The organism is Pedobacter sp. BMA (genome assembly GCF_001027745.1).
GTDB lineage: Bacteria > Bacteroidota > Bacteroidia > Sphingobacteriales > Sphingobacteriaceae > Pedobacter.
This window is the reverse complement of record NZ_LECU01000009.1, coordinates 112,433-127,649: the sequence shown is the minus strand read 5'-3', so window position 1 is coordinate 127,649 and position 15,217 is coordinate 112,433. Positions and strand designations below refer to the sequence as shown.

Here is a 15,217-nt window from a genome sequence, read left to right as displayed (position 1 = left end):
CTGATCTGATTTATAAAAAAAAGTACAATGACGAAGAATCAAGGCCCCGGAAAAAAGAAGCAAAAAGATACGCCATTTAAGCGCGTCAACAACTGGCTGCACTTGTGGCTGGGGTTAATATCAGGCGTCATTGTACTAATTGTATGCCTCACCGGTTGCATCTGGGTATTCAATGAAGAGATCACCGGTTTGCTCGAGCCTGAAACTAAGGTAGACTGGCAAGATCGGCCTGTTGTTAAACCCTCTGAACTGATGCAGATCGCGGCGCAGCTTTACCCGGAAAAGGCACCCTCCTATGCCAATTACCAGCAAGGCCGGGCCATCAACTTAAATTTACGGGCGGCTAATGCCGGTCTGGGCGATCGTCGTACGGGAAATACCATCCTCAAAGTAAATCCTTATACGGGCGAGGTAATTAGTACCGAGGAGCACAAACCCGGTGAATCCGATTTCTTCCGGTTCATTTTAAACGGCCACCGCTTTCTATGGATGCCTTCCGAAATCGGGCGTCCCATAGTGAACTACGGCACGTTAATCTTTGTTGTTTTACTTATCACCGGACTGATCTGGTGGTACCCAAAGAAATGGAATAAATCAACGCGTGATAAGAGTTTCAAGATTAAATGGGGAGCCTCTTTTAAACGGGTAAACCTCGATCTTCACAACGTAATGGGCTTCTATGCGTTGTTGTTCCTGGCGGCTATTGCCCTTACCGGGATGGTGTATGGTATTAAATGGTATAGTGAAGGCTTGTACTGGGTTAGTTCAGGTGGCGATAAGCTGGCCGAATTCAAACGTTTGAGCTCAGATTCCACCTTAAAAGGAACAGGTTATGCGCCCGAAAAAGCAATGGATCTGGCCTGGGAACAGGTCATTGCGCGCCACCCTAAATCAATGGGTTTTTATTATAGCTTCGCAGATACGTCCGATGCTAAAGCCGCCATCAACATCACCGTGTACCCCAATAAAGGGCAGTTTTATAATAGTCAGGGCTACACTTTTGACCAACATAACCTGAAGGAGTTAAAGCGACAAGATGCCTATTCAGTAACCTATGCGCAGGCCTCCTTCGGGCAGAAATTGCGAAAGATGAATTACGATATCCATGTAGGCAGTATCCTGGGATTTCCGGGTAAGGTGATGGCCTTACTGGCTTCACTTATTGGCGCCAGTTTACCCATTACCGGATTTCTGGTATGGTACGGCCGGAAGTTTAAGAAAAAGCGTAAACAGCCGGAGAAAAGCCTGACCAGGGAACCCGATGCGGTCCCTTCCAAATCACAAGAAAAAGTACTTGTAGAAATATAAACACAAAGCCCCGGAACCAAAAGTCCGGGGCTTTGTTATAAGTGCTGTTGACCATATTAACACTAATGTTTTTTTAACTCCGATAGCGTCAACGAATACTAATCCTTCCGCGCTGATATCAGCACACCAATCAGCGCCAATACCCCTAAGCCCAATGCAACTTTTGTTTTGCGTGATGGCACAGGAAGGCTTGTTTCACCATAAATTTTGTAAGGTTTATCCGAGTGGTTAAGGATGTTGCCCGAAGTAGGCGCGCCTTGTTTGATTTTCATCAATACCCGCATTCCGGCAGAAGCCGTGTTCACCAGCAGGCGAGGAAAAACACCATGCATTGTTTTTAATGCCCATGACTGGAAATCCGGAAATTTGTCTTTTCTGGGGTGAATGGCAAGGCTAAGCAGTTGTTCCGCAGTATCACGCGGATCGGCTGCCGTAGGGGGAACTTTGAATTCGAGTCCGGAGTATTTCGCAGAATGCATATTTCCTGTTGAGCGTTGAAGTTGCGGATAAAGGTTACATACATGAATATCGGCCTCGTCAGACAGCTCCCCCTGCAGGCATTCCATCATCCCTTTAATTCCGAATTTAGTTGCTGAATAAGCTGCACTGTAAGGCGCCGGCATAAATCCCCCGATAGAAACATTGTTAATCAGCACACCTCTTCCCTGCTTTTTAAAAACCGGGAGCACTGCATGTGCACCATTCATGTAGCCAAAAAGATTAGTTTTAACCACCTGATGGCTCACTTCAATGGGAATTTCCTCAAATTTGCCACTGGCCATTACACCTGCATTATTTACCCAGAAATCGATTGCACCGTTAACAGCCAGGGCCTCATTCACCAGGTGAGTTACCTGATCGTAATCAGAAACATCGGTGGGCACAACCTTTACCGATACACCATAACTTAAGCAACGGCTTGCCGCGTTTGATAATGCTTCTTCTCCCCTGGCCGCGATAACCAGATTGCAACCTGCTTTAGCAAAAGCCTCAGCAGTTGCCAGTCCTACCCCGCTCGAAGCGCCCGTGATGACCGCCGTTTTGTTTTTAAGTGTTGCGCTGTTGAATTCCATCTTTCCGGTTGTTAAATAACTGACTATTCAACACCAGGACAGGAAAAAAGTTTCATTGGCTTATCTCCCCACTTTCCACCACAGCCAAGCTACCAAAACCAGCCCACCCGCTACCCAGTACCACCAGGCAATTCCAACCTTCGTACTATTCACAGCTGCCTTCTTTTCCTTTATCCTTTGCTGCGCCTGTTGTTTCTGTGTTACCATAGCCACTCCTGTCGTTTTTGTTTCCACCTTTCGACTATCCCTTTTCCAAAGTTCCATCATTTCTACCTCTCCTTTAAAACCACTATCGGGCGAATAAAAAACGATACCTTTCGGCCAAATGTGCCATTGCAATTCGCTATCGCTGCTATCGTTACTCATTGCCGTCCATTGCCGCGTAGCTATCAGTTCGGTTTGCAGGTTGCTACTTGCAGTTAATGAAGCATTCGCGGCATCTTTCCGTAAAGTAGTGCAGGCCACCAGGCAGGCTGCCAACAGTAATAATAAATGCTTCATGACTTGTTCCCTTTCAGCCAGCTGGCAAAATATTTGATGGTGCGGATATGCCGGTACTTGCTGTACACCCCATCACCCTCGCGGCTCCCGGCAACATTGGTGTTTCCCTCCACGGTAATGATCCATGAGCCGCGTTGCATTTTTACTATACCACAATGAGCGATGCGCTTAAGGCCCGGAAAATAAACGCCAAATACATCGGCTGGCTCAGGATTGCTGGTGCGTTTGCTGAGCGGAAGCAAGGATGGGCTCCAGGCGGTTCGGGGTTGCCGGCAACCCGCTTGCCCGTACACCCAGCTCACAAATGAAGCACACCAGGGATCGCCTTTGGTATTGCCCGTATAAAGGAGGTATCTTTCTACCACTTCACCATCGTTGTGGCCGGTGGCTTCATGAATTCCCAGCTGACTCTCAGCAACCTGAAGGATCAGCTGACGTGTGGGCTGTACACGCAATTCCGGATTTAAAACACGGCTACCAAACAACCCACTCCAGCCAATAACAGCAGCGCAAAACAGGCATAATAAAAACTTAACTGTTGCCATGATTGTAAATTTTTGAATTGTGAAACCATAAAATGAACTGAGGGTAATGCGAGTTGCTTTCGCAAAAGGGTAAACAAGCCAAGTGATAACATCAACAGACAGAACCAGCAAATCAAACTGAAAAATGCGAGTTGCCATATACCGGCGTCTACCAGTCCTACGGTAGCATCGCCAGTGCCCAGCAACAGGGGTAACACCCGCCAGGCAGTTGTTAATACTGATGCCACCAGTAGCACGAGAAAAACACGAAATAATAAATCTCCTTTACGGAGCTGAAATAATAAAGTTTTCATAATGAATAATTTAAAGTTGAATAAAATACCGCCCGGCACTTCTGCCTTTGTTGCTTTTAGCATCTCTCAGACTGGCCGGGCGGTAATCAGAATAAATAATTGGAAGGTTACACCACCGTCAGTTCGGAAATGTTGGCACTATCGCTGTTCGTGTAAGCCTTAATCGTAGAGCTAAAGGCCACATAAATCTGCACCGCATCTCCCACAAAGCTTGCTGGTAATTGCAGGCTATAGGTTTTAGCCGAGCGTGGTGCTACCAATGAAAACCTCATGAATTTAGATTTCACTGTGTTATACACCAATACACTCAAGCTATCCGTACCGTCGATGTACTTATCGTCGGCCTCCGTATGAGACCATCCAATGTTAACCACACCGCCTGCTTCCGGCTCTACCAGAAATTCTGCTGGCATTTCCAGTTTACCATTGCTGAAACGAAGCATACTCAGGTCGATCTCATAATCCGGATAGTCGCCAATAACTGCATTTTTCAGGTGCCAGGCCACCGCCACATTCATCGGTGTAGACACCTCACCTGAAGCACCAAAACCACGATCAATCAAAGCACTGAAGTTGCTTAAAAATCCGGTAACCAAACCAAACTTCGCCTGCTGCATCAATTGTTTTTGAGTAGGCGCCTTACCGCTACTGCGGGGCAATCCCCTGATTACATCTAATGAACGCCAGTAAGCACCCACTACTGTTCCTGTTTTCTTGCGGAATCCACCAAGGATTCCCTGTTTAATAAGTCCCATTGTTTTAAAGGATTAAATAAAAAAATTAATTAACTCGATGGTACTGATTGCCGCTTAACCGGTATAGGCTTGTCAGCACCAACAAGACAAAGGGAACGAAAATCGAAAAAGTATGGCAGTACCCATGGTACCGTACCCCCGGGTGATATAGGGGGATAAATGCACTCTAAAGTAGCGCAGGGCGAGATTTTTTTTTATTTTTTTGTTCGAAAAGGACTATACCAGGTTAGCATATAAACTTGCTCAAGGTGATAATGTTATCGATATTAGGCCAACAATATCTAACACTTAAAAAAACCGTTCTATGAAATGGAAAGAAGCCTTATATGGGCTAAATAAAAATGGATTAATAGCGCCTCAAGATTTGGACGCGCTACTCCTTATACCTAAACTTAGAGATGAGGTATTTTTTCCAGCCTATTCAGCTTTAGGCTATACTGCCAAAGAGCCGGTATTTGAAACACTGAGTAGGGAACTGAATGTGTATAGAATAAACATCTCAATAAGTTCGGTGATAACCAGAAGACTGCTCGATTTGGCGTTTGTATTTCAGCCTGGGAAAGATATCAACTGTAGCATTGTAAATGATCGAATATATAATATCGACTTTACTTCCAGTTTGGGGCATGCTGTTGATATGCACATTTTACTGAGTTTAAGAACAGAAAAATCTTTAGACATTGATTATAGACGATTAAATCGATATATCGGTAGCACTGATGCAAAGATAAAAATGTGTTTAGAACAAATTCGTTATAATTATGACACCATAGCGCCTGACATCATTGATGGCAACGTTTGGCTAACTAATGCGCAGGAAAGCTATGAGGGTTTATAATTCAGAATAGATTTAAAAAGGCACTATCAACCATACTGCTTGCCAAGCTTCTGGCAAGTCATAATAATCCTGGCCAAGGAAAAACTATCGACAACGTCACTGTCTATATCTGAAATCGCCTATCAGTTAGGATTTACAACTCCGCAATCTTTTAGTCGTTTGTTTAGGGCCAAAACAAACCAACACCAACGGACTTTCGTAAAGCATTTTAAATAGTAGTTAATCATTAGAATGCAAATAATACGCTACACAAACTCCATTTCTTTTTTATGGATATTAGCAAACCGTACAATATGCTATTCGCTAAAATATGATACGATCACCAAGGTAATTTTCCTAAATTAGCAACATGGAGGATAGCGATTTACAAAAACTTAAAAACATCATATGCAGTTTTGTCGATGTGCCCCAAGACGAATGGGAACTTCTGGTTCCACACTTAAAATATCAGGAGGTAAAAAAGGGAGACGATTGGATTACCGAAGGCAAACTGGAAACGAAGATTGGTTTTTTGCTCAGCGGAACAATGAGACACTATTATACACATGACGGGGAGCAAAAAACAACCTACTTTTATTTCGAAAACCACTTAACAGGATCGTATTTCAGTGCACTTACTCATTCTCCTTCAAAATTAACCATTCAGGCATTAACGGATTGCTATCTGCTAGCCTTTCCTTACAAAATATTGGTTGCCTTATTTGATCAATCCAAAGTGTGGGAGCGATTTGGACGTAAGCTGGCCGAATACCTCGTTTTGGGACTTGAAGAACGTATGGTAGACCTCCTCATTCTATCGCCTGAAGAGAGGTATCTGCAATTACTCGCCGGAACAAAGACTAAGATTATTGAACAGATACCTCAACATTTAATTGCAAATTATTTGGGTGTGAGCGCTGTTAGTTTAAGTCGTATCCGAAAGCGCGTCACGGCAAAAAAAATCGATTAAATAAATTTATTAACTTTTGTTAACGTCCTGTAGCCGATCATTTGCTGTTATTTGTCCTATAAAATTACAGCAAATGAAAACATTGATCAGGGCAGAAGCCATCGTTCCATTTATTATTTCTATACCGTTAATTACTTCTTTGAACCTAAACGTTCAATGGTGGCTCTGGATTCCTATTTTCCTGGCTCCCGATTTAAGTATGTTAGGATATTTATTTGGCAACAAAACCGGCGCTACTACTTACAACCTATTTCATCATCAAACTATAGCTGTAATCATTGCAATTTCCGGACTGTTATTGAACATCCCCTATCTTGAATTAGCAGGTTTGGTATTGCTAGGTCATAGCAGCCTCGACCGATTGATGGGTTATGGACTTAAATTAGGTAAAGGATTTAATTACACACACCTGGGGATAATGGGTGGTAAAGAAAAACTTGATAAACTATAAAACAGCTCATTAAATAATTCCTGGTTAGGCGTGCCTGTCAGAAAGGACGTGCAGGATAACCCCTGTCCCCACCAGTTTGTTGCCTTCGAGTATGATAAAGGCATCACCTGATTTAAGGTTTTGACCGCTGTGGGTAGCAGTCAATAGATTCTTTTATGCTCAAACTTCTGCAGCTGTTCGTCTATAAATTACAGGCGTTGGTCTAGCGGTTACTCATACTGGTATAATACAGCGGTTTTGCCTGCAACGTTTGCCGTGTAGTGGCGTCTTAATAACAAAACAACAGCAAAAATTTAAAATATAAAAGATATGAAAACCTTAGCAAAATCATTATTCGCAGCAGCATTAACAGCAGTAGTAATCACTTCATCAGCAATGGCAACTTTCGCCGCCGAACCTGTTAAAACAGAAACTAAAACTCCATCATCGTTAACCTTCAACAGGATCTGGGTAAGTGGAAACGTAAAGATCGTTTTAACGCAAGGCGATAAACAAGATGTAACAGGCGCAAACAACTACGATGCTTCGAAAACTTCTGTAACCACTGACGGAAAAACCTTATTCATCAATTCGTTAGAAACCAGCCAGGTAACTTTGAACATCACCGTAAAAGATCTGGAAAGAATCGAGGCTTATGGCCAGTCGGTTGTGGTAACCAGCAACAATTTCGATGTAAAATACCTTCAGTTATTTTTAGGTCAAAGCGCTACCGCAAGGATTAAAACCACAGCCGGAAGTTTGTATACCGTTGTTAAAGAGGATGCGGTATTGAAATTAAATGGTACAGCTGATCAAAGTACCATGATTGCCAGCAACCTGAAAAATGTAAAACTAGCTGACTTTGCCAGTCTGAAATCAGAATCATTTGCTTCTGAAGCCATTATGGAAGCAGAACAAAATGCAATGGTTCTGGCAAAATAGAAACCTATTCACCAGATCAATCGAAGCTGCTCATACACATGGGCAGCTTTTTTTATGATCAATTTTTTCATTTCCATACCGTTTTTTCCATAAACGACTAGAAGAATTAACTTATCCTCATCAATAATAAGGTTTACGAGTGTGCAGTTCCGTGGATGTCAAAACATTTATTGGTTCCAATTTCTTTTTTTCTTAATTTAATTTAAATTTTAGTCGTTATGAAATTCATTGTTGCTAAAGCAAAGCTTGTCATATTCCTTAAGGACTTGTACCGAATATGGTTTCCCTGGTTGGATCTGGCAATCCTGGCATTTATATATTCGTTTATATGGGGAGAATACATCAATCCATACCGCCAGTATCAATTGATTGTCTATGGAAAAACTGCTGTCGGAAAAATTTCCGGCGAAGACGGACTCTATGCTTATTCGGATTATCCCAGAACGCGTGACTTCACTTATACCTTCAGTTTGCCTAATGGGAAAACAATCAAGTCAAGCGCTCATGCATTCAGTATTGATGAAGTTGAAAGCATGAACAAAAACTTTCCGGTAACAGCTACTATCTCTTACCTGCCAGATCAACCTACAATCAATTGGGTGAAATCTAACCTGCCAAGCGACCTAAATGAACTTTTCAAAAGAACCCTAATAGGTGGAACCTCATTTTTTTTGATTTCATACCTGTTCATCATGGTGATTTTCAGGCTTAGTATATTGGAGCATCGGGAAAAGAAACGCATGAAAAAACTAGAAGAAAGTGGCTATACTATTTTAGAATTACCGAAATTCCTGATGAATTAAGTTTTGAATCTAAAGATTGGATACATTTATTTTAGTTCAGTCTTAATGACGCCTGCATAAGTCGCTGCCCATATTGCACCATTCTTGTCTTTCGCAATCCTTTCAACGTTTACACTTGGTACGCTGGAATTTTCAGTGGTATATATTTCTGTCTTTTTTGAGGGAATGTCATATTTAATGATACCAACGTTATTCTGGCTGAGCCACAATACATTTTTTTCTTCATCGAGAAAGAAGTCGTTAATACTATTGGCCGAAAACATCTTTTCATCCTCCTGCCAAAGGCGCTGCCATTTCCCATCAGGAGTGCGGGTATAAATTCCGGCTGCTGTACCTTTTTCGTTGTATAACGAAAACCACAGGTTTCCCAATTTATCTTCCTGCATTTTTGATATATATGCCCTTGAAAGCGGTGAAGTTTTATCGTTCAATAACATTGTTTTTCCCTTGTCTATCATGACGTTCCCATCGAAAGTACCAATCCAGGTGCGGTCTTTACTATCCACAAACACACCCAGAGTTTTGTCTGAAGGGAGTTGGGAGTTCTTTTTGTTAAGCACTGACCATTTACTGCCGTCAAATTTCATCACCCCATCCCAGGAAGTAAAAAGTACATTATCGTGCCGATCCACAAAAATTTTTCTGGCCCAGTTAATGGGCGAATTTACAGAGTCAAATTTGGCCCATGTGTGATTGTCATAGCGGTAAACGTCATAACCAACCACAAACCATTTGTTGTCCTTTCCGTCAACCTCCATATCCCGCACAGCCTGTGTCTGTTTCTTGTTGTAAGGGGTTGCGCCTATTACCGTATTGGATGCATTGAAATGTGACCACTTGTCATTCGTGATTTTTACAATGCCATTGTCCGTGCCAATCCATACAGCTCCGTTTTTATTGCAAGCTACCGCCCTCGACATGTCCCAAGGGAGTTCTGAATTGCTTTGGGTATAAACTTTCCAGCTTTCGCTCAGCTGGGATTTTTCACTTCCCTTTTTGTCGGGTGTGCCCGTAGTCTTCATATTTGACTGATTGGTAAAATTAAATGTCCTGCGCTTGGCCCGAAACTTGCCGTCTTCGAACTCCAGGATAAGGGATACGGAACTGCTCTCCTTTTTGTTGCCATTCATGGCGGGCGTCCAGTTTTCAGTGGCATTCACCGAACGTTTAAGGTTTAGCAATTCAGAAGTAATCCCGGTCTTATTATCCACGCTTAGTAAGCAGGGTTTGCCATCCTCGCTGACAAGAATTTGCATCTCGAGGCTGCCATTTAATACGGCCAATTGTTGTTCTCCTATACCCCGAAGAATGTTCTGGATGACGGTTTTCGGTGGTTGAGCCTGCGGGTCACCGCAGTCGAGGCAAAATGAGGAAAGTTTGCAGTTTTCAAATTTTTCGGGATAAAGGCTTTGGGCCATGACAAGCTTGGCAAACAATGTGAGAACAATAATCAGCGGCGTTTTTTTCATAGTATATTTTGTCGACTTTTGAATGATGGTTACAGGATGGGTTTGCAACAATTTTCTTTGAAGCTTGGTTCCTACCATGTTGTTGAGCGTAACAGATGAAAAAATAATTTGAGGCAAGATAAATCTTTCAGTGCTTTGCACAAAATTATTTTTTAGTACTTGAAAAAGGTAACGAATCAGCACCCTTTTGCCTCGAGTAGCATTGATGTGCTGGGAGTTTGATCTATTGATCAAATCGGCCAGTTTGACCCGAAATAGAAGGGCCAGTTTAACCCGAAACAAGTGGTCGCGTTAATTGCGGAATAATCCTTATCCCCATTCTTTTTAAAGAATTCCTGTATAATATGGATAACGGTCCCTCTAATTTTTTCATCGAAACCATTGGAGAACTTTTCAGCATAAAAATTTCCCTCCCTATCAAAACCGAAGCTATAGGCAGTATGGACATTTCCATCCTTATCGGTAATTGGGCATTAGGGTGCTTAGACCGTGAATGGGGTTTTGGCGCGAAGATTTGTGGTGAAGAAACTTATTTGCGCATTTCGCTGGTGCTGCATTTTTGGGTCAGAATGGCTTTGTCCATCAAACCGATTAAAAACGCCATTCGAGCGCATTCATTTGGCTGTTACACCTTTATCTTTTTGATCAGGTTGATGGCCCTGTTCCATTTGGGATAGATTTCGATTGGTTTTGGATAGCCCTTAAATCTGTATTCCCAGGGAATGAGTACCTCCATATTGTTGGCTGATTTAAGTTCCGGGATCCAGTGGCGTATAAAATCCTGCGCTTTATATTTATTGGACTGGTTAACCGGGTTGGTGTACCAGATTTCAAAGGCCTGCATGTGCCAGTTCATCCAGTTCGAACTCACGTCATAGTCTATAAGCCTGGATTCGAAATAAGCTGCGCCCCAAGTCCAGTCGATTTTGAGATCATGGACGAAATAACTCGCGCAGTTGACCCTGCCCCTGTTGCTCATGAAACCGGTCTGGTTCAACTGGCGCATGTGGGCATCAATGAAAGGGATTCCGGTCTTGCCTTCGCACCATTTCCTGAATTTCTTAAGATCGTTCTCCCACTGGTAACTCCTGTTTTTGTAGCCTTTGGTCTTAAAGATCTGATCCCCAAAGCGCATGGACTTGAAGGTGAAGTAATCCCGCCATACGAGCTCAAAGATCAGCCACCAGGTACTCTGGTTTTTTTTTATCTTCTGCTCGTAGGCCTGTACCTTTTCAAAGATTTCCCTTGGTGATATACAGCCCAGGGCCAGGTATGGCGAAAACTTGGAACTGTAATCCATGCCTTCGGACTGGTTGCGGCTCCAGCGGTAACGGGTGAGTTCTTCGGACTTGAAGGTATAGTATTCAAGCCGTTCCAGCGCGGCATCTTCGCCGCCTTTAACAAAGGGTTTGGTGTTTTTGTATTCCTTTGGGGTAAAGCCGTAATCTTTGTAGGACGGGAATTTAGTAGCCTTTACTTTTTTGACCGGGTTTAGCTTTTTGGGGATATCCAGCGTTTTCCTCGGTTCGGATTCCCTGCCTGCCGGAATGCGGTATGCTTTACTGGTCAGGGGAATTTTGTCAATGGTAAAGGGAATGTCGTCCTTATGGTAAAGCGTCTTTCCCCAGAAGAAATGGAACTCCGTTTCAGGGAGTTTCTGCTGTAATTCCCTGATGATGTTTAATTCATAGCTGGCATATTCTTCCTCTGCATAGATATCGGTAATCTGAAATCTGTCGACCAGTTCGGGAATGGTAACCAGCGCGGATTGGGTCCCGATAACCAATTGTCCGCCGATTGATTTCAGATTGGCCTTAAGGTTAGTAACGGATTGCTCCAAAAATCTGAACCGGTTGAGATCTGCTTTGGGGAAACCCAGATCATGGTTTTCGAAGTTTGACTTTTCCAGGCAGTAACAGGAGAGCACTTCGCTGCATTCCTGCTGCGCGGTAACCAGGGCCTCATTGTCGTGCAACCGCAGATCATTTTTAAACCAGATGAGTCCCCGTTTTTTTGTTTTCATGTGTTTCCTTATGGTCAAAAAGGCCTGATTCCCCATCACTCAATCCCAAAACAGGCATTGTTCAGTAGAACTTTAGGTTAAACAACATAAAGCGCGGAAATGTTGCGGTTCGTTTTTTCTTAACATGACACCTCCCCTCCTTTCAGCGCTGGCCGAAGAGGCGCCAAAGATAAATATCAAAACCATTGTGAAAAAAGTCTTTAAATTTTTTAATGAGATTGATAAGATTTACGAAAAATTAACTTTGAACAGAAAAACTGATCATTCAGGCTATTTTTCCTCAAAAAATGAACTATAAAAATAGCATAGGTCAAACACCAAAATCGAACCTTTTGATTATTGTTATATCATTTAAAAACAAAGAGTTATAAGCGAAAAACTGGGATGAAAATCATTGAAAAGTCCTCGTTACGTTGCGGGTAGTTGATGGTTCGGATATGCAATAACTTGTTGATGATTTGAAGAGAATGGCAGAAGAAGACATTAAAATGACAAAATTCAATGAGCTTGGTAGTTTGATTAAATTACGTAAAGGAAGTGAAAAGTTAATCTCTAACGTCGTTGACAAAAAGGAAAAATTAGAGCATCAAGAAAAGCGAGGAAAGTGACACCGAAAAAATGGATAATTAATATTTCCGAAGAATTAAACTGTAAACTTATATCATTTAGCATATTACAGCTTCATTGACCTAATGTTTCAATAGAGAATTATCCAATTTCGAATAAATCAATTTGATTGACTGGAGATTTCGGAGTTACTGACATGACATTCTATAGTGGATTGACCAGTCCAAGAAAATCAACAGCACACATATAACATACTAGTAGTCATATTATTGAGGTGGTCAGTTTACTCTGAAATATGGTGATCTTAAATTCCGAAATGATTTGATCATTCTTAGCAAAATCTCCGGTGAAGATACAAAATCCTTTTTTTCCACAGGGCTTATCTTGCTTTTCATTGACTACAGCTTCTCGATCAGCAGACGGACCTGTTTGTTATTTTTTTTGATCCTGGTCCGGTTCGCTGTAGCGCTGCTGTCGGATACAGTTCTCGAAATAGCCCAAATCCTGACGCTGCTCTTCCCGCATCTGTCCTGCCTGGGTTTCTCGGATCATCCGCAGGACCATGGACAACACCGCTGTGGGAAAAAACAGGTCTAGATAGGATTTGATCACCCCGTCCGGTTTTCCCTCTTTGAAAACAAAAAGATTGTGGAAGACAATAAACCAGATCAGTTTCGGGGACATCCGTTCGGTGAATTCTGCCAGGTATTTCTCGGGATCGTCTTCGATCAGGCCGATCAAAAATAAATTGTCGACCCAATTTGGGGAGCCGGTGGAAAGGGTATGGAATTGATGGATGCTGTGCCCGTGCAGGTAGACCAACAAATTTTCGTTTAATTTATCGGCATTGAGCCGGATATAGCTGTCTACTTCTTTTGGCAGGTTGAGCAGGGCAACATACCGCACCAGTACATGCAGGAACAAAAATGCCGTCCTGTCCGTCCGGTCCTTTTCCAGCTTCAATTTCGCCAGGGCAGCGAGCGTTGCCCGGTGCTGATCGTCGAACAGCCGCACGAGGTTGAAATAGGCCTTCATGCGCAGTATGGCTTCCTCAAGGTCTGCAGGTTCGCTCCTGGAACTGAAGAATTCGATAAAGTCGCTGAAGACATTCAGGCTTTCCAGTTTATGTGATCCCGAAAGGCTTTCCTCACCGAGTCGCCCCAGCAGTTCGGGCAATTTCCCGGATGCCAGGGCAGCGGCCAACACGACCTGGGCAGAACTTTCTTTCAGGAAAAAATTCTCCAACAGATCAAAGCTGCTCACTTTTGAGGGTACGCCCAAAGCAAAGTAGCGCTCAAAATACTCGCGGTCCCTGAACCTTTTTTGGTTGCCGTTGCCATCATCGCTGTGCTGCCGGACGAACAGATAACCGAGTAGGGCTTTTGTCGTTTCTTTTTCGTATCGGGCGATAAAGGGCTCATCGATGGCGATCCGCTGCCAGATGCCTTTGCGATACACTTCGGTAATGTGGTCATAAAGCCGGTGGTAGGTTTGCGCATCGAAGGTCTTGATGGCATCCAGGACCAAAAAATCGAACAGGTTGACCTTTCCCGCTACATGGGGCAAGCTGAAGACCAGGTTGTTGAAATACCGGTTGAGGTCCCGGATGGACCTGAAGTATTCGTTGAGCCCGTGTATCCTCCAGACGGTACGGAAAGCTCCTGCATCAAATTTGACATTTACTTTCTTGAGGAAGTCGGCTAGGCGTTCAAAGAAAAGCAGTTCCATCTGCGCCTCGGAAATCTGGGGAATGTGGAAATCGACCTGGATGATTTTTTCCAGGTACTGTTCGCCGTCGAGTCCATATTCCTTTTCCAGTGCCTGGATGATGACCTGTTTGTCATAGGCAAGGATAAATATGGTGTTGGAGAGATTGAGGTTGACTTTTAAGATCCGGAAGAGTGCGGTGATCTCTGCGGGCGCGAGGCGGTCCAGGTCATCGATCAAAATATAAAGCCTGGTGCCGCTCTCCTCCAGCCTGCCATTGGCGGTCTCTTTGATCTCTTCGAGCGAGACTACGTTGACTTTTTTCCGGTATTCTTCAGCTCCCTCCAGCATGTTTTTGATGACCGGGTGGAAGTGCCCGGCAAATTTCACATAGTCCAGATAGCCCAGGTATTTCTTGAACTTGTCGTTGGCTGCCGAAGTTTTTTCTTTCCAGTTGAGCTTAGAGACCGTTTCGAGTACCTTTTCCAAAAAACTTCTTTCCAGGTCAGCCTCTGCGGTATGTCCCCAGCTGTTGAACTTGATGACCTTAAAGGGACGCTCTGAGCTTTTGTAGCGGTCCTCGAGGTCTTCTTGGATGTAGTCCAGTAGCGTCGACTTGCCTGAGCCCCACTTGCCACTGATGCCGACCACCAGGCTTTCTTTCCGGTCGCCGAAAAACAGGCCCAGGCCCTCTACGATCTGGGCGGCAAAAGCCTTTCTGCCCAGGATGTCCTCGCCTGGCGCGCTATCGGGATTGATGATGTGCGTCATATATTTTCTTGGTCTTTCGGCTCCGCCTGTCCGGTAGGACAATTGGAATACCTGAAGTCGTTTTCAAGGGCCTAAATTAAGATAGTCCAGGGCTAATTTAGTAAAACAAAAGCAGTGTCGATGGCAAATTGCTTTTTTTTAAAAGCCTTGGCGGGTTGAGGTCAAGGATGACCGCGCTTTGCGTTTTCTTTTCAATAAAATGAAGGCCATCTTTTGGGGCAATGGGTTGACCCGGGTACTGAA

Annotated in this window: 17 protein-coding genes; 9 read left to right on the top strand and 8 right to left on the bottom strand. The window is 43.5% G+C overall.

The window, feature by feature from the left end; all coding sequences use genetic code 11:
- Positions 1–27 precede the first annotated feature (27 nt).
- On the top strand, positions 28–1,308 hold the full coding sequence (locus AB669_RS19655; RefSeq protein WP_047801058.1) for a PepSY domain-containing protein: 1,281 nt from the start codon (positions 28–30) through the stop codon (positions 1,306–1,308).
- A 98-nt stretch (positions 1,309–1,406) separates the two neighbouring features.
- On the opposite strand, the gene AB669_RS19650 is transcribed toward AB669_RS19655, so the two are convergent.
- The 5 genes from AB669_RS19650 to AB669_RS21670 all read right to left on the bottom strand — a co-directional run bounded on the left by AB669_RS19650 (position 1,407) and on the right by AB669_RS21670 (position 4,475).
- A complete protein-coding gene (locus AB669_RS19650; protein WP_047801057.1) occupies positions 1,407–2,381 on the bottom strand; it encodes an SDR family oxidoreductase in 975 nt (324 codons plus the stop codon).
- Positions 2,382–2,441: 60 nt separating this feature from the next.
- Positions 2,442–2,882: a hypothetical protein gene (locus AB669_RS19645; protein ID WP_047801056.1), complete on the bottom strand. Its 441-nt coding sequence runs from the start codon at positions 2,880–2,882 to the stop codon at positions 2,442–2,444.
- Positions 2,879–3,427: a peptidoglycan-binding protein gene (locus AB669_RS19640; RefSeq protein ID WP_231582719.1), complete on the bottom strand. Its 549-nt coding sequence runs from the start codon at positions 3,425–3,427 to the stop codon at positions 2,879–2,881. The genes AB669_RS19645 and AB669_RS19640 overlap by 4 nt, the downstream gene beginning before the upstream one ends.
- The gene (locus tag AB669_RS21675) at positions 3,346–3,720 is read right to left on the bottom strand and encodes a hypothetical protein (RefSeq protein ID WP_156166809.1); all 375 of its coding nucleotides are present in this window, start codon (positions 3,718–3,720) and stop codon (positions 3,346–3,348) included. The genes AB669_RS19640 and AB669_RS21675 overlap by 82 nt, the downstream gene beginning before the upstream one ends.
- A gap of 107 nt (positions 3,721–3,827) precedes the next feature.
- The gene (locus AB669_RS21670) at positions 3,828–4,475 is read right to left on the bottom strand and encodes a DUF6266 family protein (protein ID WP_053058493.1); all 648 of its coding nucleotides are present in this window, start codon (positions 4,473–4,475) and stop codon (positions 3,828–3,830) included.
- Between the two features lie 304 nt (positions 4,476–4,779).
- On the opposite strand from AB669_RS21670, the gene AB669_RS19625 reads away from it, so the two are divergent.
- The 6 genes from AB669_RS19625 to AB669_RS19605 all read left to right on the top strand — a co-directional run bounded on the left by AB669_RS19625 (position 4,780) and on the right by AB669_RS19605 (position 8,437).
- Positions 4,780–5,313: a hypothetical protein gene (locus tag AB669_RS19625; RefSeq protein ID WP_047801055.1), complete on the top strand. Its 534-nt coding sequence runs from the start codon at positions 4,780–4,782 to the stop codon at positions 5,311–5,313.
- Positions 5,314–5,352: 39 nt separating this feature from the next.
- Entirely contained in the window at positions 5,353–5,529 is a 177-nt protein-coding gene (locus AB669_RS21860) for a helix-turn-helix domain-containing protein (protein ID WP_369799788.1), read from the top strand.
- Positions 5,530–5,662: 133 nt separating this feature from the next.
- Positions 5,663–6,262: a Crp/Fnr family transcriptional regulator gene (locus tag AB669_RS19620; RefSeq protein WP_047801054.1), complete on the top strand. Its 600-nt coding sequence runs from the start codon at positions 5,663–5,665 to the stop codon at positions 6,260–6,262.
- Between the two features lie 73 nt (positions 6,263–6,335).
- On the top strand, positions 6,336–6,713 hold the full coding sequence (locus AB669_RS19615; RefSeq protein ID WP_047801053.1) for a DUF4260 domain-containing protein: 378 nt from the start codon (positions 6,336–6,338) through the stop codon (positions 6,711–6,713).
- A 309-nt stretch (positions 6,714–7,022) separates the two neighbouring features.
- Positions 7,023–7,634, top strand: a complete 612-nt coding sequence (locus AB669_RS19610; RefSeq protein ID WP_047801052.1) for a GIN domain-containing protein — start codon at positions 7,023–7,025, stop codon at positions 7,632–7,634.
- A gap of 218 nt (positions 7,635–7,852) precedes the next feature.
- Positions 7,853–8,437, top strand: a complete 585-nt coding sequence (locus tag AB669_RS19605; RefSeq protein ID WP_047801051.1) for a hypothetical protein — start codon at positions 7,853–7,855, stop codon at positions 8,435–8,437.
- Positions 8,438–8,463: 26 nt separating this feature from the next.
- On the opposite strand, the gene AB669_RS19600 is transcribed toward AB669_RS19605, so the two are convergent.
- Entirely contained in the window at positions 8,464–9,906 is a 1,443-nt protein-coding gene (locus AB669_RS19600) for a hypothetical protein (RefSeq protein WP_156166808.1), read from the bottom strand.
- Positions 9,907–10,250: 344 nt separating this feature from the next.
- On the opposite strand from AB669_RS19600, the gene AB669_RS22250 reads away from it, so the two are divergent.
- Positions 10,251–10,583 carry a hypothetical protein gene (locus AB669_RS22250; protein ID WP_156166807.1) on the top strand — a complete coding sequence of 111 codons (333 nt, stop codon included), beginning with the start codon at positions 10,251–10,253 and terminating at the stop codon, positions 10,581–10,583.
- Here the strand turns inward: AB669_RS22250 and AB669_RS19595 are convergent.
- On the bottom strand, positions 10,532–11,929 hold the full coding sequence (locus AB669_RS19595; RefSeq protein WP_047801114.1) for a DASH family cryptochrome: 1,398 nt from the start codon (positions 11,927–11,929) through the stop codon (positions 10,532–10,534). The two genes, AB669_RS22250 and AB669_RS19595, sit on opposite strands and share 52 nt — an antisense overlap.
- 467 nt (positions 11,930–12,396) lie before the next feature.
- Here AB669_RS19595 and AB669_RS22245 point away from each other — a divergent pair, with 467 nt between their 5' ends.
- Complete coding sequence (locus AB669_RS22245; RefSeq protein WP_156166806.1) at positions 12,397–12,537, top strand: hypothetical protein; 141 nt, start codon at positions 12,397–12,399, stop codon at positions 12,535–12,537.
- Between the two features lie 391 nt (positions 12,538–12,928).
- On the opposite strand, the gene AB669_RS19590 is transcribed toward AB669_RS22245, so the two are convergent.
- Positions 12,929–14,974, bottom strand: coding sequence for a P-loop NTPase fold protein (locus AB669_RS19590; protein ID WP_156166805.1), 2,046 nt, complete (start codon positions 14,972–14,974; stop codon positions 12,929–12,931).
- Positions 14,975–15,217 lie beyond the last annotated feature (243 nt).